General features: G+C 72.6%; 12 protein-coding genes and 2 pseudogenes. 8 read left to right on the top strand and 6 right to left on the bottom strand.

Annotated elements, in window-relative coordinates; genetic code table 11:
- Positions 1 to 169: 169 nt before the first annotated feature.
- Positions 170 to 1,525, bottom strand: coding sequence for a crotonyl-CoA carboxylase/reductase (gene ccrA, locus ACZ6O2_RS17590; RefSeq protein ID WP_466023552.1), 1,356 nt, complete (start codon positions 1,523 to 1,525; stop codon positions 170 to 172).
- Positions 1,526 to 1,806: 281 nt separating this feature from the next.
- Positions 1,807 to 2,277, bottom strand: coding sequence for a methylmalonyl-CoA epimerase (gene mce, locus ACZ6O2_RS17585; RefSeq protein ID WP_466023535.1), 471 nt, complete (start codon positions 2,275 to 2,277; stop codon positions 1,807 to 1,809).
- 62 nt (positions 2,278 to 2,339) lie between these two features.
- Between mce and ACZ6O2_RS17580 the strand changes: the two genes are divergently transcribed.
- From ACZ6O2_RS17580 to ACZ6O2_RS17555, 6 genes and pseudogenes are all read left to right on the top strand, one after another.
- Positions 2,340 to 3,539: an acetyl-CoA C-acetyltransferase gene (locus tag ACZ6O2_RS17580; RefSeq protein WP_350708689.1), complete on the top strand. Its 1,200-nt coding sequence runs from the start codon at positions 2,340 to 2,342 to the stop codon at positions 3,537 to 3,539.
- A 180-nt stretch (positions 3,540 to 3,719) separates the two neighbouring features.
- Complete coding sequence (meaB, locus tag ACZ6O2_RS17575; protein WP_466023551.1) at positions 3,720 to 4,655, top strand: methylmalonyl Co-A mutase-associated GTPase MeaB; 936 nt, start codon at positions 3,720 to 3,722, stop codon at positions 4,653 to 4,655.
- 84 nt (positions 4,656 to 4,739) lie between these two features.
- The gene (locus ACZ6O2_RS17570) at positions 4,740 to 5,153 is read left to right on the top strand and encodes an Asp23/Gls24 family envelope stress response protein (RefSeq protein WP_350708685.1); all 414 of its coding nucleotides are present in this window, start codon (positions 4,740 to 4,742) and stop codon (positions 5,151 to 5,153) included.
- Between the two features lie 109 nt (positions 5,154 to 5,262).
- A complete protein-coding gene (locus ACZ6O2_RS17565; protein ID WP_350708683.1) occupies positions 5,263 to 6,951 on the top strand; it encodes an acyl-CoA mutase large subunit family protein in 1,689 nt (562 codons plus the stop codon).
- A gap of 161 nt (positions 6,952 to 7,112) precedes the next feature.
- Positions 7,113 to 8,030, top strand: coding sequence for a tetratricopeptide repeat protein (locus ACZ6O2_RS17560; protein ID WP_357456167.1), 918 nt, complete (start codon positions 7,113 to 7,115; stop codon positions 8,028 to 8,030).
- A 66-nt stretch (positions 8,031 to 8,096) separates the two neighbouring features.
- A pseudogene (locus tag ACZ6O2_RS17555) lies at positions 8,097 to 9,032 on the top strand (arginase family protein); the annotation flags it as partial.
- Between the two features lie 870 nt (positions 9,033 to 9,902).
- On the opposite strand, the gene ACZ6O2_RS17550 reads toward ACZ6O2_RS17555, so the two are convergent.
- Positions 9,903 to 11,867: a penicillin-binding transpeptidase domain-containing protein gene (locus ACZ6O2_RS17550; protein WP_466023534.1), complete on the bottom strand. Its 1,965-nt coding sequence runs from the start codon at positions 11,865 to 11,867 to the stop codon at positions 9,903 to 9,905.
- A gap of 286 nt (positions 11,868 to 12,153) precedes the next feature.
- Here ACZ6O2_RS17550 and ACZ6O2_RS17545 point away from each other — a divergent pair, with 286 nt between their 5' ends.
- Entirely contained in the window at positions 12,154 to 17,205 is a 5,052-nt protein-coding gene (locus ACZ6O2_RS17545; RefSeq protein WP_350708675.1) for an NAD-glutamate dehydrogenase, read from the top strand.
- A 70-nt stretch (positions 17,206 to 17,275) separates the two neighbouring features.
- On the opposite strand, the gene ACZ6O2_RS17540 is transcribed toward ACZ6O2_RS17545, so the two are convergent.
- Both ACZ6O2_RS17540 and ACZ6O2_RS17535 read right to left on the bottom strand, forming a co-directional pair.
- On the bottom strand, positions 17,276 to 17,968 hold the full coding sequence (locus tag ACZ6O2_RS17540; protein WP_350708673.1) for a class F sortase: 693 nt from the start codon (positions 17,966 to 17,968) through the stop codon (positions 17,276 to 17,278).
- Position 17,969: 1 nt separating this feature from the next.
- Positions 17,970 to 19,064, bottom strand: coding sequence for a hypothetical protein (locus ACZ6O2_RS17535; RefSeq protein ID WP_466023533.1), 1,095 nt, complete (start codon positions 19,062 to 19,064; stop codon positions 17,970 to 17,972).
- 220 nt (positions 19,065 to 19,284) lie between these two features.
- Here ACZ6O2_RS17535 and ACZ6O2_RS17530 point away from each other — a divergent pair.
- Positions 19,285 to 20,048: pseudogene (locus tag ACZ6O2_RS17530) on the top strand (glycoside hydrolase family 6 protein); the annotation flags it as partial.
- A 98-nt stretch (positions 20,049 to 20,146) separates the two neighbouring features.
- On the opposite strand, the gene ACZ6O2_RS17525 reads toward ACZ6O2_RS17530, so the two are convergent.
- Positions 20,147 to 20,530: a hypothetical protein gene (locus ACZ6O2_RS17525; RefSeq protein ID WP_466023532.1), complete on the bottom strand. Its 384-nt coding sequence runs from the start codon at positions 20,528 to 20,530 to the stop codon at positions 20,147 to 20,149.
- Between the last annotated feature and the right edge of the window lie 237 nt (positions 20,531 to 20,767).

Raw genomic sequence — 20,767 nt, 5'->3', positions numbered from 1 at the left:
CGATCTTGGCAGGTCCCGGGCGGGTCGGACGGCACGGAGAGTGACTACGGAAAAGGGCCGCGGGAGATCGCCGCGGCCCTTTGTCGCGCATGGCCGGGTCGCTCGAATGAGCGCCTCGCGTCGGTGGCGGAAAACGATCGTCGTTCGCCCCAATGACTCGTCGGTGTGGTCAGTGGCCGCGGAACCGGTTGATCGCGTCCTCGTGCCGGGAGCGCAGCTCGCGGTCGCGCACGCCGAGCCCGTCGGAGGGGGCGAGGCAGCGGACGCCGACCTTGCCCTGGTGCGCGTTGCGGTGCACCTCGTACGCGGCCTGGCCGGTCTGCTCCAGGCCGTAGGTCCTGGACACGGTCGGGTGGATCTTGCCCAGTGCCACCAGCCGGTTCGCCTCCCACGCCTCCCGGTAGTTGGCGAAGTGGCTGCCGACGATCCGCTTCAGGTGCATCCAGAGGTAGCGGTTGTCGTACTGGTGCTGGTAGCCGCTGGTGGAGGCGCAGGTGACGACGGTGCCGCCGCGCTTGGTCACGTAGACGCTCGCGCCGAAGGTCTCCCGGCCCGGGTGCTCGAAGACGATGTCCGGGTCCTCGCCGCCGGTCAGCTCGCGGATCCGCTCGCCGAAGCGGCGCCACTCGTCAGGATCCTGGGTCTCCTCGTCCTTCCAGAAGCGGAAGCCCTCGGCGGCCCGGTCGATCACCAGCTCGGCGCCCATCCTGCGGCACAGCTCCGCCTTGTCGGGGGAGGACACCACGCAGACCGGGATCGCTCCGCCGTTGAGCGCCATCTGGGTGGCGTACCCGCCGAGGCCGCCGGAGGCGCCCCAGATCAGCACGACGTCGCCCTGCTTCATGTTCGCCCCGTGGTGCGACACGAGCTGCCGGTACGCCGTCGAGTTGACCAGGCCGGGGCTGGCCGCCTCCTCCCAGCTCAGGTGGCGCGGCTTGGGCATCAGCTGGTTGGCCTTGACCACGGCCAGCTCGGCGAGGCCGCCGAAGTTGGTCTCGAAGCCCCAGATCCGCTGCTGCGGGTCGAGCATGGTGTCGTCGTGTCCGGCCGCGTCCTCCAACTCCACCGACAGGCAGTGCGCGACCACCTCGTCGCCGGCCTTCCAGCGGGTCACCCCGGGCCCGGTGCGCAGCACCACGCCGGCGGCGTCCGAGCCGACCACGTGGTACGGCAGGTCGTGCCGCTTGGTCAGCTCGGAGTGCCGGCCGTAGCGCTGGAGGAACTTGAAGGTCGACAGCGGCTCGAAGATGCTGGTCCAGACCGTGTTGTAGTTGATCGCGCTGGCCATGACCGCGACCAGCGCCTCGCCCGGCCCGAGTTCCGGCGTCGGCACCTCCTGCACGTGCAGCGCCTTGCGCGGGTCCTTGTCCCGGGTGGCCAGGCCGTCGAACATCCGGGCCTCGTCGGCGCGCACCACGACGCCCCGGTACGACTCCGGGACCGGCAGGCCGGCGATGCCGCCGAGCTCCCGCTCCGGTTGGTCGGATCCCTCCGCCGCCATGATCGCTTCGAGGATGTCCTGCACGTCGACCTCCCGTTCGTCCGCACCCGCGCACGCGGGCCTGGGTGCTGCCATCGTCGGCGTGAGTGCGGCCGGCCGCCATGTCGGCATCCGACACATCCGGCACGGCCGAGCTCCTGTTGGGGCGGGACGTTACTGAACGGTAGCTAGGGCTGGAAGTCCTCTGTGAAAAACTGCATCGGCCGATGCGTGGAGGTGTCCGGGCGGCGGTCGTACCGCGCAGCGCCGCGCTCGACGCCGGTGGTCACCGGCCCCCGGTCGGTGGTGGGGGCCGGTCGTGGGCGTCAGTGCGCGGCGGGCTCGACCAGCTCGACGAGCACGCCGCCGGCGTCCTTCGGGTGGACGAAGTTGACCCGGGAGTTCGACGTGCCGCGCTTCGGGGTGTCGTAGAGCAGCTTCACGCCCCGCTCGCGCAGCGCCGCACAGGCGGCGTCGATGTCGGCGACCGTGTACGCCACCTGCTGCACGCCCGGCCCCTTGCGGTCCAGGAACCTCGCGATGGTCGACTCCGGCGTCAACGGGGCCAGCAGTTGCAGGCAGCCGCCCTCGGTGGTCGGGCCGACGGCCAGCATCGCCTCACGGACGCCCTGCTCGGCGTTGGTCTCGGTGTGCACGCAGCGCATCCCGAAGGTGCGCTGGTAGAAGTCGATCGCGGCGTCCAGGTCGGCCACGGCGACCCCGACGTGGTCGATGCGGAGCAGGCCGATGTCTGTGACATAGTCGGCAGCGGTCTCGACGGGGGAGTTCTCAGCCATGGCGCTAGTCTGACCGAACAATCGTTAAGGCGTACAGGTCGGCACCCCCTCGGAGGCAGGCAATGGCTTCGGTGATCGTCAGCGGCGCGCGGACCCCCATGGGGCGCCTGCTGGGCAACCTCAAGGACCTCTCCGCGACCAGGCTCGGCGGCGTGGCGATCAAGGCGGCGCTGGAGCGCGCCGGCGTCGCCCCCGAGCAGGTCCAGTACGTGATCATGGGTCAGGTGCTCCAGGCCGGTGCCGGGCAGATCCCGGCCCGCCAGGCGGCGGTCGAGGCGGGCATCCCGATGTCCGTGCCGGCCCTGACCATCAACAAGGTCTGCCTCTCCGGCCTGGACGCGATCGCCCTGGCCGACCAGCTCATCCGGGCCGGCGAGTTCGACATCGTGGTGGCCGGCGGCATGGAGTCGATGACCAACGCCCCGCATCTGCTGCTCGGTCAGCGCGGCGGCTACAAGTACGGCGACGTCGTGGTCAAGGACCACATGGCGCTGGACGGGCTCACCGACGCCTGGGACTGCTGCTCGATGGGCGAGTCGACCGAGCGGCTCGGCGCGAAGCACGGCATCAGCCGCGAGGAGCAGGACGCGTTCGCCGCGGCCAGCCACCAGCGGGCCGCCGCCGCGCAGAAGAACGGCCACTTCGCCGACGAGATCACCCCGGTGGTCATCCCGCAGCGCAAGGGTGACCCGCTGGTGATCAGCGAGGACGAGGGCATCCGCCCGGACACCACCGTCGAGGTGCTGGCCAAGCTGCGGCCCTCGTTCACCAAGGACGGCACCATCACCGCCGGCAGCTCCTCGCCGATCTCCGACGGCGCCGCCGCCGTGGTCGTGATGAGCAAGGCCAAGGCCAAGGAGCTGGGCCTGACCTGGCTGGCCGAGATCGGCGCGCACGGCAACGTGGCGGGGCCGGACAACTCCCTGCACTCGCAGCCGTCCAACGCCATCCAGCACGCCCTGAAGAAGGGCGGGCTGAGCGTCGAGGACCTCGACCTCATCGAGATCAACGAGGCGTTCGCCCAGGTCGGCATCCAGTCCACCCGTGACCTCGGCATCAGCCCGGACAAGGTCAACGTCAACGGCGGCGCGATCGCGCTGGGCCACCCGATCGGCATGTCCGGCGCCCGGCTGGTGCTCACCCTGGCCCTGGAGCTCAAGCGCCGGGGCGGCGGCACCGGCGCGGCCGCGCTCTGCGGTGGCGGCGGCCAGGGCGACGCACTGGTCATCCACGTCCCCGCCCCCGGCGAGAGCGGTCAGTGAGCGCGGCGCGCCGCTGATCGGGTAGAGCCGGCGAAAAAACGAAGGCAGTGCAGTGAGCGGGAGGAGTGAGCCGGTCTTGCGAGCCCCGCAGTCGCGAACAGAGGCAGTGCAGTGAGCGAGATCGTCGACGACGTCCCGGCGGCGGGCGCACCCCCGGTGCGCCGCAGCCGGGACGTGCCGATGCTGGTCGAGCGGGCCCGCGCGGGGGATCCCCGCGCGGTGGCCCGGCTGATCACCCTGGTCGAGTCGGGCGACGAGACGCTGCCGCGGATCGCGGCGGCGCTCGCGCCGTACGCCGGGCAGGCCCAGGTGGTCGGCCTGACCGGCTCGCCCGGGGTGGGCAAGTCCACCACCACCAACGAGCTGGTCCGGGCGCTGCGCGCCCGGGGGCACCGGGTCGGCGTGCTGGCGATCGACCCGTCCAGCCCGTTCACGGGCGGGGCGATCCTCGGCGACCGGGTCCGGATGCAGGACCACGCGACCGACCCGGGCGTCTACATCCGCTCGATGTCCAGCCGGGGGCACCTCGGCGGGCTGTCGGCGGCCACGCCGCAGGCGGTCCGCGTGTTGGAGGGCGCCGGCTGCGACGTGGTGCTGGTGGAGACCGTCGGCGTCGGGCAGGCCGAGGTGGAGGTCGCCTCGCTGGCCGACACCACGCTGGTGCTGCTCGCCCCGGGCATGGGCGACGCGATCCAGGCGGTCAAGGCCGGCATCCTGGAGATCGCCGACGTCTTCGTGGTCAACAAGGCGGACCGGGACGGTGCCGACGCGACGGTGCGCGACATCCAGGGGATGATCGCCCTGGGCGAGCGCGGGCCGGGCCAGTGGCGGCCGCAGGTGGTGCGTGCGATCGCCGCGCGGGGCGAGGGGATCGACGACATCGCCGCCGCCATCGACAAGCACCGGGGCTGGCTGGTCGAGCACGGCGAGCTGCGCCGCCGCCAGGAGGTGCGGGCCGCCGCCGAGATCGAGGCGATCGCGCTGGGCGTGCTCCGCGCCCGGATCGGCTCCCTGCGCGACGGTACGGAGCTGCCGGCGCTCGCCGCGAAGGTGGCCGAGGGCGTCCTCGACCCGTACGCGGCGGCCGACGAGCTGCTCGCTCAACTCGGCTCCTGAGGCGTCCCCTCCCGGACCCGCCGACCTAGTACGCTCGCACCGCTCCACGGACCCGTGGGGCGGTGCGCGGCGAGTGGGGGGACGATGGGCGACGAGGCGACCCAGGAGCTGTCGGTGACGCCGGACGCGGTGGCGGGCGGGAGCACGCACGTGTCCGACGAGGTGGTGGAGAAGATCGCGGTGGCCGCCACCCGGTCGGTGCCCGGGGTGGCCGAGCTGGGCGGCGACGTGGCCCGGTTCTTCAACGCGGTGCTCGACAAGGTCGGGCTGGACCAGGTCGGCGACGCCCGGCGGGGCTGCTCGGCCCACGTCACGAACGGCGCGGCCGTGGTCAACCTGGTCATCGTGATCGAGGCGGGCCGGCCGGTGCCGCAGGTGACCGACGCCGTCCGGGTGAAGGTGACGGAGGCGGTCGAGGCGTACGGGCTGCGGGTCGACGAGATCAACATCCGGGTCGACGACGTGACGCTGGGGGAGCCCGCCGCGCCGACCGCCTGACCGGCACGGGCAGCTCAGGTTACCGGCCGGTACGAGTTGCCTTAGCGATCGTTCAGGCTGGGCTCTACACTCGACGTGCAGGTCGAGGACTCGAGGAGGAGCCCCGCGGATGAACGCCGACGAGATCGCAGCCGGACGGGCACGCTGGCAGGCCCGCTACGACGCCGCGCGCAAGCGGGACGCCGACTTCACCACGCTCTCCGGGATGCCCGTCGACCCGGTCTACGGGCCGCCGGAGGGCGTCGCCTACCCGGGCTTCGAGCGGATCGGCTGGCCGGGCGAGTACCCGTACACCCGGGGTCTGTACCCGACCGGCTACCGCGGGCGGACCTGGACCATCCGGCAGTTCGCCGGCTTCGGCAACGCCCGGCAGACCAACGAGCGCTACAAGATGATCCTCGGCGCGGGCGGCGGCGGCCTCTCGGTCGCCTTCGACATGCCCACCCTCATGGGCCGGGACTCGGACGACCCGCAGTCGCTCGGCGAGGTGGGCCACTGCGGCGTCGCGGTGGACAGCGCCGCCGACATGGAGACGCTCTTCGACGGCATCGACCTGGCCGGCGTGACCACCTCGATGACCATCTCCGGGCCGGCCGTGCCCGTGTTCTGCATGTACCTGGTGGCCGCCGAGCGGCAGGGCGCCGACCTGTCCCGGCTGGACGGCACGCTGCAGACCGACATCTTCAAGGAGTACATCGCGCAGAAGGAGTGGCTCTTCGACCCGGAGCCGCACCTGCGCCTGATCGGCGACCTGATGGAGTACTGCGCCCGGGAGATCCCGCGCTACAAGCCGCTCTCGGTCTCCGGCTACCACATCCGGGAGGCCGGCGCGACGGCCGCGCAGGAGTTGGCGTACACGCTCGCCGACGGGTTCGGCTACGTCGAGCTGGGGCTCTCGCGCGGGCTGGACGTCAACGTCTTCGCCCCGGGCCTGAGCTTCTTCTTCGACTCGCACGTCGACTTCTTCGAGGAGATCGCCAAGTTCCGGGCCGCCCGCCGGATCTGGGCCCGCTGGCTGCGCGACGTCTACGGCGCGACCAGCGAGAAGGCGCTCTGGCTACGGTTCCACACCCAGACCGCCGGGGTGTCGCTGACCGCCCAGCAGCCGGTCAACAACGTCGTGCGGACGGCCGTCGAGGCGCTCGCCGCGGTGCTCGGCGGGACCAACTCCCTGCACACCAACGCGCTGGACGAGACCCTCGCGCTGCCCACCGACGAGTCCGCCGAGATCGCCCTGCGTACGCAGCAGGTGCTGATGGAGGAGACCGGGGTGACCAACGTGGCCGACCCGCTCGGCGGTTCGTGGTACGTGGAGGCGCTCACCGACAAGATCGAGGCCGAGGCGGAGGCGATCTTCGCCCGGATCCGGCAGCTCGGCGGGGAGGGCCCGCACCAGATCGGCCCGATGACCTCCGGCATCCTGCGCGGCATCGAGGACGGCTGGTTCACCGGCCACATCGCCGAGTCTGCCTTCGTCTACCAGCAGGCGCTGGAGAAGGGCGACAAGAAGATCGTCGGCGTCAACTGCCACACCGGCACGGTCGCCAAGGACCTGGAGATCCTGCGCATCTCGCACGAGGTGGAACTGGAGCAGCGCCGGGTGCTGGCCGAGCGCAAGGCCGGCCGGGACGACTCCGCCGTCAAGGCGGCGATCGAGCGGATGGTCGCGGTCGGCCGGACCGACGGGAACATGATCCCGGCCATGCTGGACGCCGTACGCGCCGAGGCCACCCTCGGCGAAATCTGCGACGCCCTGCGCGCCGAGTGGGGCGTCTACCGCGAACCCGCCCGCTTCTGATCCCGCCCGCTTCTGATCCGCCCGACGGCGCCGGGGAACTCCCCGGCGCCGTCGGCTTTCCGGCAGAAGCCCCACACCTGCGACGACCGGTCGTGACAGTTGCAACTGTCGCCGTCGCGGTTGATCTGAGTTCGGCGGGTCGCGTGCGAGACTAGGTAACCATGAGCGACCCACGGATCACCTCGTCGATCTTCACCCGCGGCGCGGTCGACCTCAGCGCGCTGCGCACCCCCGCACCGGCCCCCGCCCGCCCCACCGCCCCCGCCCAGCCCGGCCCCTCGGGAGGCCTGCCCGGCACCGCCGGCGGCGGCGTCAGCGTCATCGACGTCAGCGAGGCGACATTCCAGTCCGAGGTTCTCGAACGCTCGCTCACCACACCGGTGATCGTGGACTTCTGGGCCGAGTGGTGCGAGCCGTGCAAGCAGCTCTCGCCGGTGCTGGAGCGGTTGGCCGCGGAGGGCGGCGGCGCCTGGGTGCTCGCCAAGATCGACGTGGACGCCAACCCGCGGATCGCCCAGATGTTCCGGGTGCAGGGCATCCCGATGGTCTACGCGGTGGTCGGCGGCCAGCCGATCGACGCCTTCTCGGGCGTGGTGCCCGAGGCACAGCTGCGGCAGTGGATCCAGGCGGTGCTCAAGGCCGGTGGCGTGACCGTCGCCGAGCCGGAGGACCCGCGCCTCGACGAGGCCGACGACGCCCTGATGAGCGGCGACCTGGACGCGGCCGAGCGCGCGTACAAGAAGATCCTGGCCGAGTCCCCGGCGGACGCCGCGGCGGAGGCGGGCCTCGCCCAGGTCGGGCTGGCCCGCCGGGTGGCGGGGGCCGACCCGGGCGCGGCGATCGCCGCCGCCCAGGCCAACCCCGACGACGTCGAGGCCCAGCTCCTGGCCGCCGACATCGAGGTGCTCAGCGGTCAGGCCGAGGCGGCGTACGCCCGCCTGGTGGGCCTGGTCCGTCGCACCGCCGGCGACGACCGCGAGAAGGTACGCCAGCACCTGGTCGGCCTCTTCGCGGTCGCCGGGCCGGAGGACCCGGCGGTCGCCTCGGCCCGCCGGGCGTTGGCCAGCGCCCTGTTCTGAGCACGTAGCACGCCAGCGCGGGCCGGCGTTCCGGCCGGCCCGCCCGACACCTGAGGACGGGAGCCCATGATGCGCCGGATCGCCGTCCTCGACGCGCCCAGCAACCTCGGCCTGCGCCCACCCACGCCCACCTCGGTGCCGGGCTGCGCCAAGGCCCCCGGCGCGCTGCGCGACCAGGGGCTGCTCGCCCGGCTGCGGGCCCGCGACGCCGGCTGCCTCACCCCGCCCCGCTACGACCCCGGCGACTGGCGACCCGGCGACGGGGTCTGCCACGCCCGGGAGATCGCCGACTACTCGGCGGCGCTCGCCGAGCGGATCGGCGCCATCATCGACCGCGGGGAGTTCCCGCTGGTCCTCGGGGGCGACTGCTCGATCCTGCTCGGCTCGGCGCTGGCCATGCACCGGCTCGGCGAGGCGGTCGGCGGCCGCATCGGGCTGGTCTTCGTCGACGGCCACTCGGACTTCCGGCACCCCGGCAACGCCTCCTACGTGGGCGCGGCGGCGGGGGAGGACCTCGCCCTCGTCACCGGGCGAGGGCAGGCCGACCTGGCCGCCATCGAGGGGCGCCGGCCGTACTTCCGGGACATCGACGTGGTGGTGCTCGGCATCCGCGCGCAGGACGAGTACCGCCTCGACCTCCAGGCCGCCGGGATTACCACCCGTCCGGTGCCGGCGCTGCGCGCCGAGGGCGCGGCGCGTACCGCCCAGTGGGCGCACGAGCAACTCGCCGACTGCGCCGGCTACTGGGTGCACATCGACGTGGACGTGCTGGACCCGGCTGTGATGCCGGCCGTGGACGCCCCCGACCCGGGCGGCATCGCCTTCGCCGAGCTGGAGATCCTGCTCGCCGGGCTGGTCGACACCCCGCACTGCCTCGGCGTCGAGCTGACCGTCTTCGACCCCGACTACGACCCGGACGGCGCGTACGCGGCCGAGATCGTCAACACCGTCGTGGCCGGGCTGCGCCCCGTCTCCGCCCCGGGCGCGTTGCCGCCCCGGCTGCTGCCGGACTCGTCGGCGGCTACCGCCCCCACGGTCCGCGCCTCGTCGGCCGGCAACTCCTCGGTCCGCGCCTCGTCGGCCGGCAACTCCTCGGTCCGCGCCCTGTCGGTACCCTCGGCCCGGCGGGGCAACGGCCGTCCGGAGCCCCCGATCATGCCCTCGCCCGTTCCCGCTTCTGCCGCCGTCCCCGCCCCCGAGGGCGACGATGACGACCGTCGCCCGGGCGGCGGCGTCGAGGCGCGCGCCGAGGACGTTCCGCCGGCTCTTCTCGGCCCGGTCGGCCCGGTTGATGCGGTCGGGGTGGTCGCCCCGGTGGCCGACGGCACCGGTCCCGGCCTGGCCGCGCCGGAACCGGTCGGTCCGCCTGCCTCCGCCGGGCCTGGCCTCTTGCGCCGGGTGCCGCTCGCGGGCCTGGGCCCGGAGGATTCGCCGTCAGCGACCGACGACGGCACCTCGCCGTCCACCGCCGGCATCGCCTGACGGCTGTCGGGGTCTCCAGCGGAGCCGGTCCATCGGTTCGTCCGACTCGGGCCCCTGTGGTTCTCTCCGCGACTACTGTCGGCCCCGCCCCCGGCGTCGGCCCCCGGCCCCGCCCCCGGCGTCGGCTCCCGCCCCCGGCCCCTGGCGGCCTTGCCCAGCCGCTGCGCGGTGCCGGGCGCTGAGCTGCCCCGTCTGCGAGCCCGGTCTCGTCCGGCGCGGGCTGGCTCGGGAGTGCCGGTGGAACCCCATGGCTGTCACCGTCGACGTTTGACGTCCATGAGGTTCCACCCGTGGCGCCTGCCGGAGCTGGTGGGTGTCGGTCCTGCGGTGTGTCCGCGTCACCCGGTCCGGTCGGGTGCGACCCGTGGTAGGGCGGGGGCGTGGGGTGCGTCAGCGGGCCAGGGCGCGCAGGAAACGCTCGGCGGCGGGGACGGCGGTGGCGGTGCTGGCGCCGCCCTGCTCGACGAAGACCGCGAACGCGACGTCGCCTTGCCAGCCGACGAACCATGCGTGCGTGTGCGCCGGGTTGTTGTCGTACTCGGCGGTGCCGGTCTTGCCGTGCACCGGCGCACCCGGCACGTCCTTCAGCGCGGTGCCGGAGCCTGCCGTCACCACCTCGCGCATCATCGCCTTGACCGCCTCGACCGACTCCGGCTTGAGCTGCGGGCCGGGGGCGGCGGGCTGCGCCGGGGCCGGGTCGAGCACCAGTTTCGGCTGTTCGAAGCGCCCCCGGGCGACCGCCGCGGTGGCGGACGCCATGGCCAGCGGGCTGACGACCGTGGTGCCCTGTCCGATCGCGGCGGCGGCCTGCTCGGTCGCGCCGCCGTTCGCGGAGACCTTGCCCGTGAAGGCGTCGAGGCCCACGTCCCACTGCCCCTCAAGCCCGAGCGACCGGCCGGCGACGGCCAGCCCGTCGGGGCCGAGCTTCGGCGCCAGCGCGGTGAACGCCGTGTTGCAGGACTTGGCGAAGTCGGTGCGGAACGGCACTGCCCCCAGCTCGAAGTTGTCGGAGTTCTTGAACGGCCGGCCGTCCACCGTGAACGTCTTCGGGCAGGCCACCGTCGCGTCCGGCGTCACCGCGCCGAGGTCGAGCAGGCCGAGCGCGCTGACCATCTTGAACGTGGAGCCCGGCGGGACCTGGGCGGTGAAGGCCAGGTTCTCCCCGGCCGCGCCGGGACCGTTGGCGGCGGCGAGCACGGCACCGTCGCTGATCCGCACCGCCACCAGCGCCGCCCGGCGCTTCTCGGCGCGCAGGGCGGCGTCGGCCGCGTTCTGGGTGGCCACGTCGAGCGTGGTCTTCAGCGGCTGCCCCGGCTGCGGCTCGCGGCGGAACACCTCGGTGCCGGTGGGGACCAGCGTGCCGTCCGGGCCGGGCCGCTCGGTGATCACGGTCAGCCCGGGCGCGCCGCGCAGTCGTTCGTCGTAGCGGCCCTGGAGGCCGCCGTGGCCGACCAGGTCGCCGGCCGCGTACCGGTCGGGGTGCTTCGCCAGGTCGTCGGCCTGGGCAGGGTCGACCGAGCCGAGCACCGCCCGGGCGAACTCGCGGGTGGGCGCGAGGTCGAGCTTGTCGCTGCGGAACTTGGTGCCCGGCAGGTCGTAGATGCGGGTCTTGATCTGCCGGTACGCCTCCTCGCGCAGGGTGACCACCTCGACGAACGCGCCCGGGTCGGCGTCGGCGAGCCGCTTGGGCAGGCCGGAGAGGTCCACCGGCGGGGTGATCGCCGGCCGGATCGCCCGGAAGGCCGCGTCCAGCTTCCGGGTCAGGCCCGCCACGTCGGTGACCTCGCTCGGTTGCAGCCCCACCCGCACCACGGGCCGGGGCGCCACGATCGGCTGGCCGGCGGCGTCGAGCACCGCGGCCCGGGGGCCGGGGTCCCGGCGCAGCCCGAGCCGGTCGCCCCGGCTGAGCTGCTCCTGCACCAACTGCGGCTCCCAGATCACCCGCCACTCGTCGTCGCCGCCGCGGCTGAGCCGCACCTGCCGGTCGTACGCCCAGCGGGTCTGACCCGGGAGGCTCCACTCGACCGTGACCACCGCCGTCGCGACGTCCGCGGTGATCTTCGCGTCGCCCTGGCGGCTCAGCGCCGGCGGCGTGGCCGCCAGCTCGCCGGAGAGCTCCTTGATCTCGCGGGACACGTCGGCGGCCGGCACCTTCGCGCCCGTCGGGTCCACGAACCCGACGGCCTGGAGGTCCCCGGACCGCCAGCCGGCCAGGAACGCGTCGACGCTGTGCTCCGGCCCGTCGTTGTCCGAGCAGGCGGTGAGCGCGCCGGCCGCGAGCGCGGTCACGGCGAGCAGCGCGAGCGACGGGCGGAGCCGGTTGCGAAGGTGACGGCTGGGGTACGAGGGGTGCATGGAGCAGTCCTCCGATCTCGGAACTGCCGTCACGCTAGTACGGCCGCGCCGTCCGTATCGTCCCGAGGCGGCTGCGACGTGCGCAAAGACGGGCCTGCGACGGGGTGATGAACAACCGGTGGCGGGGTAACCCCCGACCGGCCAACCTCGTATCCGCAACGGGTGAAAGGACAAAGTCCGGAACCGGACGTCCGCACCGTGGTCCGCCGACGAAGGCGCGGAACGGCAGGCCTAGGCTGGGCGGCAGAGTGACCCACAACGCGGTGGGTCGAGGGGAGTGGCACCGATGGACCGGCGTCCGGCGATCAAACCGGGACCCGACCTCCGGCAGGCTGACACCAGCCGGGACGACAGCTTCGATTCGGCAACCGACGGGGACGGCTTCGGCCGGCCCGACACAGGGGTGACCGGGATGACCGGTACGAGTATCGACACGATCTACGACCTGGGCCTACCCGCTGACGCGCTGGCCGACGACGTGGAGGACAACGAGCTCGACGAGCCGGTACCCAACGCGGAGCGCCTGGTGGCCCAGGCCGTGGCGCTCGCCGGCGACGACCACGACGTGGCGACCCTGGTCAGCCGCTTCTGGCGGTTCGCGCCGGACGAAGAGCTGATCGGCTTCACCGCCGAGGAGATGCTCGAAGCGGCGCGCGCGCACCGGGACCTCGCCGAGCAGCGGGTGCCGGGCGAGTTGAAGCTCCGCATCCACGAGCCCGACGCCGACCAGCACCACACGGTCATCGAGATCGTGACCGACGACATGCCCTTCCTGGTCGACTCGGTGACGGCCCTGCTCAACGCGCGTCACCTGGACGTGCACCTGCTGGTGCACCCGCTGGTGGTGGTGCGGCGCGAGCCGCTGGGCCGGCTGGTCGAGGTCTCCGCCGACGTCGAGCCCGACGACGCGCTCGCCGGCGACCTGGTCGAGAGCTGGATGCACATCGAGATCGACCCGGTCCGGGACGCCGCCGAACGGGAGAAGCTGCGCCGCGAGCTCCAGCGCGTGCTGACCGACGTGCGGGAGGCGGTCGAGGACTGGCCGAAGATGCGCCAGCGGGCCCTCGCCCTCGCCGACGAGCTGGCCGCCGCGCGGACGTCGGACAACCGGCCGCCGGTGCCGGAGAAGGACATCACCGACTCGGTGGAGTTGCTCCGCTGGCTCGCCCACGACCACTTCACGTTCCTCGGCTACCGGGAGTACCGCCTGGCCGACACCGGTGACGGGGGACAGGCGTTGGAGGCCGTGCTCGGCACCGGGCTGGGCATCCTGCGCCAGGACTCCCCGGAGGCCCGGCCGCTGTCGTCGATGACGCCGGAGGCGCACGACAAGGTCACCGAGAAGCGCCTGCTGATCATCACCAAGGCGAACTCGCGGGCGACCGTGCACCGCTCCGCCTACCTCGACTACATCGGCTTCAAGATCTTCAACGAGGCCGGCGAGGTGGTCGGCGAGCGGCGCTTCCTGGGCCTGTTCTCCACCGCCGCGTACCGCACCAGCGTGCGCGAGCTGCCGGTGGTCCGCCGCAAGGTGGCCGAGGTGCTGGACCGCTCCGGCCTGAGCCAGCGCAGCCACTCCGGCAAGGACCTGCTGCAGATCCTGGAGACCTACCCGCGCGACGAGCTGTTCCAGATCAAGACCGACGACCTCTACCATGCGGTGATCGGCGTGCTGCGGATGGCCGGTCGCCGGCAGCTGCGGGTGTTCCTGCGCCGGGACGCGTACGGGCGGTTCATCTCCTGCCTGATCTACCTGCCCCGGGACCGGTTCACCACGCAGAACCGGCTGCGCATGCAGGACATCCTGCTCCGCGAGCTGCACGGCGTCGGGGTCGACTACACGACCCGGGTCACCGAGTCGATGCTCGCCCGGGTGCACTTCACCGTCCGGACCGACCCGACCAAGCCCCCGAGCGACATCGACGCCGACCTGCTCGCCGAGGAGTTGGCCGACGCCACCCGGCTGTGGGACGACGACTACCGGCTGGTGTTGGAGCGCAAGCTCGGCGACGAGCAGGCCAAGCACCTGTTCAGCCGGTACGCCGACGCCTTCCCGGAGGGCTACAAGGACGGCCACACGCCGTACGAGGCGATGAAGGACCTGGCCAAGCTGGAGCTGCTGGAGGAGCCCGGCCAGCTGGAGATGCACCTGTTCCGCAAGCAGGCCGCGCCGCGGGCCGGCGGGCGGGGCCCGGACGTCGACGAGGCGATGGACGTCCGCTTCAAGGTCTACCGGTACGGCGAGCCGATGATGCTCTCCGCCGTGCTGCCGGTGCTGCACTCCCTCGGCGTCCGGGTGGTCGACGAGCACCCGTACGAGGTGGACCGGATCGACGGCCGCGTCTACCTCTACGACTTCGGGCTGCGGCTGCCGGAGGGGCACCAGGAGCTGGCCGAGGTGCGCCCGCACGTGGAGAACGCCTTCGCGGCGGCGTGGCGGGGCGAGGCCGAGGTCGACGGCTTCAACGAGCTGGTGCTGCGTAGCGGCCTCACCTGGCGGCAGGTGGTGGTGCTGCGGGCGTACGCGAAGTACCTGCGCCAGACCGGCGCGGTCTTCTCGCAGGAGTACATGGAGTCGACCTTCATCGCGTACCCGAGGATCGTCACGCTGCTGGTGGAGCTCTTCGAGGTCCGGTTCGCGCCGGGCGCGATGGGTCACGAGGAGCGGGAGCGGCGCAGCGAGAAGCTGGTCGCGGAGATCCGGGGCGCGCTGGACGACGTCGTCAGCCTCGACCAGGACCGGATCCTGCGCGCCTACCTGACGCTGATCCAGGCCACCCTGCGCACCAGCTTCTACCAGAAGCGCGAGGACGGGCGGCCGAAGTCGTACGTGGCGTTCAAGCTGGACCCGCAGGCGATCCCCGACCTGCCGGCGCCCCGGCCGAAGTTCGAGGTCTTCGTGTACTCGCCGCGCTTCGAGGGCGTGCACCTGCGGTTCGGGCCGGTGGCCCGGGGCGGGCTGCGCTGGTCCGACCGCCGGGAGGACTTCCGCACCGAGGTGCTCGGCCTGGTCAAGGCGCAGATGGTGAAGAACGCCGTGATCGTGCCGGTCGGCGCGAAGGGCGGCTTCGTGCTCAAGCAGAAGCCGGGGGACCGCGACGAGGCGGTCGTCTGCTACAAGGAGTTCATCTCGGCGCTGCTGGACGTCGCGGACAACATCGTCAGCGGCGAGATCGTGCCGCCGGAGGACGTGGTCCGGCACGACGGCGACGACCCGTACATGGTGGTCGCGGCGGACAAGGGCACGGCGACGTTCTCGGACATCGCCAACGAGATCTCCACGGCGCACAACTTCTGGCTCGGCGACGCGTTCGCCTCCGGTGGTTCCGCCGGGTACGACCACAAGAAGATGGGCATCACCGCCCGGGGCGCCTGGGAGTCGGTGAAGCGGCACTTCCGCGAGATGGGCCACGACACCCAGACCCAGGACTTCACCGTCGTGGGCGTGGGCGACATGTCCGGCGACGTGTTCGGCAACGGGATGCTGTTGTCGGAGCACATCCGGCTGGTGGCCGCGTTCGACCACAGACACATCTTCCTCGACCCGGACCCGGACGCCGCCACCTCGTACACGGAGCGGAGGCGGTTGTTCGAGCTGCCCCGCTCGTCGTGGGAGGACTACAACCGGGAGTTGATCTCGGCCGGCGGCGGCGTGTACCCGCGTACCGCCAAGTCGGTGCCGATCTCGCCGCAGGTCCGCGAGCGGCTCGGCCTGGACGCCGACGTGGAGCAGCTCTCGCCGCAGGAGCTGATGAAGGCGATCCTGACCGCGCCGGTCGACCTGTTCTGGAACGGCGGCATCGGCACGTACGTGAAGGCCTCCAGCCAGACCAACGCGGAGGTGGGCGACAAGTCCAACGACGCGATCCGGGTGGACGGCAAGAACCTGCGCTGCCGGGTGGCCGGCGAGGGCGGCAACCTGGGCTGGACCCAGCTCGGCCGGATCGAGTACGCCCAGACCGGCGGTCGGATCTACACGGACTTCATCGACAACGCGGCCGGGGTGGACTGCTCCGACCACGAGGTGAACATCAAGATCCTGCTGAACACGGCGGTCGCCGACGGCGCGCTGACCCTCCCCGAGCGGGACGAGCTGCTCGCCGACATGACCGACGAGGTCGCCGAGCTGGTGCTGCGGGACAACTACGACCAGGCCCGGGCGATCAACAACGCGCAGGCGCAGGCCGCCTCGCTGCTGCCGGTGCACCGGCGGATGATCACCGAGCTGGAGCGTTCCGGGGCGCTGGACCGGGCCCTGGAGGCGCTGCCGCCGGACGACGAGCTGGCGGTGCGGACCGAGTCCGGGCTGACCGCGCCGGAGTTCGCGGTGCTGCTGGCGTACGTCAAGATCGTCCTGGAGACGGAGATCCTTGCCGAGGGGCTCGCGGACGAGGAGTGGACGACCGACGTCCTGGTCAACTACTTCCCGACGCCGATGCGCGAGCGGTTCGCCGACCGGATGGGCCAGCACCGGCTGCGCCGGGACATCGTGACCACCGTCCTGGTCAACGAGGCGATCAACCGGGGCGGCATCACGTTCGTCTTCCGGGTGGTCGAGGAGACGGCCGCCTCGGCGGCGGACGTGATCCGCGCGTACGTGGTGGTCCGCGAGGTCTTCGGGCTGCGCGAGCTGTGGGACGCCGTGGAGGCCCTGGACAACAAGGTCGACCCGGAGCTGCAGACGAGCGTCTACCTGGACAGCCGGCGGCTGCTGGACCGGGCGGTGCGGTGGCTGGTCACCAACCGCCGCTCGCCGATCGACGTGCCGGCGGAGATCGCCCGGTTGCGCGACGGCGTGGCCCGGCTCCTGCCCGACCTGGAGGAGCGCTTCTACGGCAGCGAGCGGGAGTCGCTGGCGGCCCACATCGACTCGCTGACCGAGCGAGGGCTGCCGCGCGACCTGGCCGAGCAGACGACCCGGCTGATGTACAGCTTCGGCCTGCTCGACGTGGTGGAGACGGCGGCGAGCAGCGGGCGCGACGTCGGCGAGGTGGCCCCGGTCTACTTCGTGCTCTCCGACCGCTTCCGGGTCGACTCGCTGCTGTCGAAGATCTCCCTGCTGCCGCGGGAGGACCGCTGGCAGACGCTGGCCCGGATGGCGCTGCGCTACGACCTGTACGCCGCGCTGGCCGCGCTGACCGCCGAGGTGCTCGACTCCACCTCCGGCACCCTGCCGCCGCAGGAGCGGGTGCAGGAGTGGGAGCAGTCGAACGCCACGTCGATCCACCGGGCCGAGCGGGCGATGGGGGAGTTCGACGAGTCCCGGGCGGACCTCGCCGCCCTGTCGGTGCTGCTGCGCCAGATCCGCACCCTGGTGCGGACCTCCGCCGCCGCCTGACGCCGGACACGCCGCGCGGTCCGGCCGGTCGGTTCCCCGACCGGCCGGACCGCGTCGTCGTCTTCCCGGATCAGGCGGTCATGGAGGCGAAGACGACCACGTTGTCCGGGTAGCTGCCGGCCGCCTCGTCGAAGATGCCGCCGCAGGTGACCACCCGCAGGCCGGGCCGGTCGCTGGGGCCGTAGACCTGCTCCGTCGGGAACTCGGTCTTCGGGTACGCCTTCACCGACTCGACCGTGAACGTGACCCGCTGCCCGTCCTCGCGGGTGACGGTGATCTTGTCACCGGGTTGCAGGGCGCCGAGGGAGAAGAAGACCGCCGGCCCGATCGCCGCCGAGTCGACGTGCCCGACGATGACCGCGTTGCCGACCTCCCCCGGGCTGGGCCCTGGCTCGTACCAGCCGGCGCGCTGCGCCTGCTCCAGCGGGGGCACCTGGACGGTGCCGTCCGGGTTGGTGCCGAGCGACATGATCGAGGCGTCGACCCCGATCCGGGGGATGCTGATCGTGGTGGGGGTGGAACGGGCCAGCCCCGTGGCGGCCCCGCCGGCGACGTCCGGGTCCGCGCCGTCGAGCCCCGACACCGCCGCCCCGGAGGTGTCCGGTCCGGCCTGCGCCAGGGGCTGCGGCGGGCGGAGGGCGGGGGCGGTCATGACCGACGCGCCGATCATGCCGGCGCCCACCACGGCGAGCAGGACGACGGTGGCCGCGCCGGCGGCGCGCCACGGTTTCCCGTGACGGCCGCCGGCCCATCTCGCCGTCATGTCAGACCAGCGACTCATCGGTCTGACGCCGACGCATCAGCACCAGGCCGCCCAGGGCGGCCGCGCCGAGCAGGCTGGCCCCACCGGCGGCCAGGCCCCGGTCGGTCCCGGCGCCGGCACCGCCGTCGCCGCCGTCGACCCCGCCGCGCGGCAGGACGACGAGCTCACCCTCGCCGCACGAGCCCTTGAGCTCGTAGCGGCCCGGCTTGGCGTCCTCGGAGACCTCGGCCTCGCCGTAGTAGACGTAGTCACGCTTGTGCTCCCAGCGGCCCTTGTCCTTGTCGTCCTTCCAGGACTCCTCGTCGGACCAGTCCTTCTTCTCGTGGTCCTTCTTCCGGTCGCCCTCGTCCGAGCCGTACCCCTCGTGGTCCTTGCGGTCCTCCTCGCGGCCGCTGTCGCCACGGTCCGAGCCCCAGCTGTCCGAGCCGTACTTGTCGTGGTCCTTGCGGTCCTCGCGGCCGCTGTCGCCCCGCTCGTCCGAGCCGTACTTGTCCTCGTCCTTACGGTCCTCGCCCTTGCGGTCCTCGCCCTCGCGGCCACCCTCGGCGTCCTGGCCGTGCTCATAGCCCTTCCAGTCGCCCTCGTCGGCGGCGCCGCCGCCCTGGCCGTAGGTGGTCGTCGGCTGCGGCTTGGCGGTCTCGTCCTTGCCTTCGTGGTCCTTGCCCTTGTCCTTGTCGTGCTCCTTGCCCTTGTCCTTGTCGTGCTCCTTGCCCTTGTCCTTGTCGTGCTCCTTGCCCTTGTCGTGCTCCTTGCCTTCGTGGTCCTTGTCCTTGTCGTGCTCCTTGCCCTTGTCGTGCTCCTTGCCCTTGTCGTGGTCGCCGGAGCCCCGCTCCCCGCGCCAGTCGTCGCGGTCCTCGGCCGACTTGAGGTTGACCTTGCCCGTGACCTTGGACCACACGTAGGCGTGCTCCTGGCGCTCCGAGCAGACCTCGAGCAGCTTGACCGTTTCGCCCGCCTTGACGACGTGGGGCTTGGCGTAGACCTTGCCCTCGTCGTGGTGGCCGTCCGCGAACGCGATACCCGGCGTGAACACGAGCAGGGAGGCACCACCGAGGGCAGCGCCCGCAACGACCTTCCCGAGCATCTTGTTTGCCATGACCTGCGTCACTCCATCCCTGTTGTCCTGGGCTCGGTGGCAACCGAGCTACGAACGACGTTAGACCGTTTCATGAGCTATGCAGGGAAAGATTCGTGTTTTGACCTATGTCGGGCATCCGGGCGACAGGCGTGGTATGCCCAGTTTTGGGCGCTATACGGCTTTCCTGCCCCGTTGGCACTGCCACGGCGGACTCGCGCCGGTCGGGGCCCTCGGTGGGTGTCGTCCTGTTCCGACGATCCCGCCGTCTACGACGTCCCCGGCCGGCCACCCCGCCCCGCCCGGGCAGCGGGTGGACAACCCACCTGAACGCCCAGGGGTACGTGAAACCCGGAGCGGAAGGCCAAGGCGGAGTCGGTGCCGGGCGGCAACCGGGTGCCGAACAACCCGACCGCCGGGTGGCTCGACCGGATCGCCGCCATCATCGGGACCCCGGACGGCAGCGCGAACGCCGCGATCCAGGGGCGACCCGGAGCGACGTCTACAACCACATCGACGCCGCCCACCACGGGTGGATCGGCTGGGACGGCAACTTCGGCCAGACCGACGACATGCTGAAGAGCGCCGCGGTCGCCTGTGGCAGCACCGTGGACAACGTGCACGGCTTCGTCGTCAACGCGGCCAACTGCTGGGCGCCTCCCGCAACGGCTGGGCGGCGCCTCCCGCAAGCGGCTGGGTCGGCTCCGCCCGGCCCATCGGCCCGGGCACGACGACCAGTGTGGACACCTACGTCAACGGCGGCCGGATGGACCGGCGGATCCACGACGGCAACTGGTGCCACCAGTCCGGGGCCGGCCTGGGCGAGCGCCCGAAGGTCGAGCCGGAGCCGGGCATCGACGCGTACGCCCGGGTGAGGGCCCGGGCGAGTCGGACGGCTCCAGCGCGGAGATCCCGGACAACGAGGGCAAGGGCCTCGACCGGATGTGCGACCCCGGCAAGGCCCGCAACGGCGACAACCCCAGCGGGGCCCGACACGGACGTCCACCCGCCGCTGGCAGTAGGTGGGGCGCTCCGGCGGCGGGTTCCTCCGGGCCCCGGCCCGACCGCTCGACGGCGGGGCCGGGGCCTGTCACGTACGGCGGTCAGGGGACCGTTTTCTCGATCGCCGCCCGGCCCAGCTCGGCCAGGTCCCGGCGGGCCCGCTCGATGTTCTCCGGCGTCAGGTCCTGGCCCCGGGCCGCCACCAGGTCCTCCGGCTCCCAGGGCTGCTCCGCGCCGGTGCGGATGTTGTCCGGCGCCGCCCCCGTGCCGGTGCCGGTGGCCCCGGTGCCGGCGGCGTACGGGTCACCGATCAGCTGGTCGGTCGGCGCGCCGCTCCGCGGCTGGTCACCGGGCTCCGTGAACGACGGAGTGTCCCGGTCGGCGCCGCCGCCGGTCATCAGCTGGGGGATGCCGGTGTCGTCCTCGACCGCCGCGGCCACCTCGGGGCTCTCCTCCAGCGGTCGGTCACGGTCACGATCCGTCATGTCGCTGCCCTCCTGCCGCCAGGTGGTTTCCTGATCCTCCTGGCGTACCCCGCGTGGCGGCGGCCATGCCCGGATGCGGGCTCGATGGCGGCGGCGCCGTCGGAGACGCCGACGAGGGTGACGATCGTCCCCTTACGGCGTGAACGGGCCACCGGCCACCCGCCGGAGGTCGAACGGCCGGGCCCGGCCGTCGCGCCGGGTACGCCGCCGTCGCGGGCCCGCGCCGCCGTGCGCCCC

Source organism: Micromonospora sp. NPDC048040, from assembly GCF_055587185.1.
This window is presented reverse-complemented; position numbering and strand designations above follow the sequence as displayed.

Excerpts from the sequence above, each read along its gene's own strand:
- mce (WP_466023535.1), bottom strand. The coding sequence starts at position 2,277 with ATGGCTGAGAACTCCCCCGTCGAGACCGCTGCCGACTATGTCACAGAC.
- ACZ6O2_RS17580 (WP_350708689.1), top strand. The coding sequence starts at position 2,340 with ATGGCTTCGGTGATCGTCAGCGGCGCGCGGACCCCCATGGGGCGCCTG.
- meaB (WP_466023551.1), top strand. The coding sequence starts at position 3,720 with ATGCTGGTCGAGCGGGCCCGCGCGGGGGATCCCCGCGCGGTGGCCCGG.
- ACZ6O2_RS17570 (WP_350708685.1), top strand. The coding sequence starts at position 4,740 with ATGGGCGACGAGGCGACCCAGGAGCTGTCGGTGACGCCGGACGCGGTG.
- ACZ6O2_RS17565 (WP_350708683.1), top strand. The coding sequence starts at position 5,263 with ATGAACGCCGACGAGATCGCAGCCGGACGGGCACGCTGGCAGGCCCGC.
- ACZ6O2_RS17560 (WP_357456167.1), top strand. The coding sequence starts at position 7,113 with ATGAGCGACCCACGGATCACCTCGTCGATCTTCACCCGCGGCGCGGTC.
- ACZ6O2_RS17550 (WP_466023534.1), bottom strand. The coding sequence starts at position 11,867 with ATGCACCCCTCGTACCCCAGCCGTCACCTTCGCAACCGGCTCCGCCCG.
- ACZ6O2_RS17545 (WP_350708675.1), top strand. The coding sequence starts at position 12,154 with ATGGACCGGCGTCCGGCGATCAAACCGGGACCCGACCTCCGGCAGGCT.
- ACZ6O2_RS17540 (WP_350708673.1), bottom strand. The coding sequence starts at position 17,968 with ATGACGGCGAGATGGGCCGGCGGCCGTCACGGGAAACCGTGGCGCGCC.
- ACZ6O2_RS17535 (WP_466023533.1), bottom strand. The coding sequence starts at position 19,064 with ATGGCAAACAAGATGCTCGGGAAGGTCGTTGCGGGCGCTGCCCTCGGT.
- ACZ6O2_RS17525 (WP_466023532.1), bottom strand. The coding sequence starts at position 20,530 with ATGACGGATCGTGACCGTGACCGACCGCTGGAGGAGAGCCCCGAGGTG.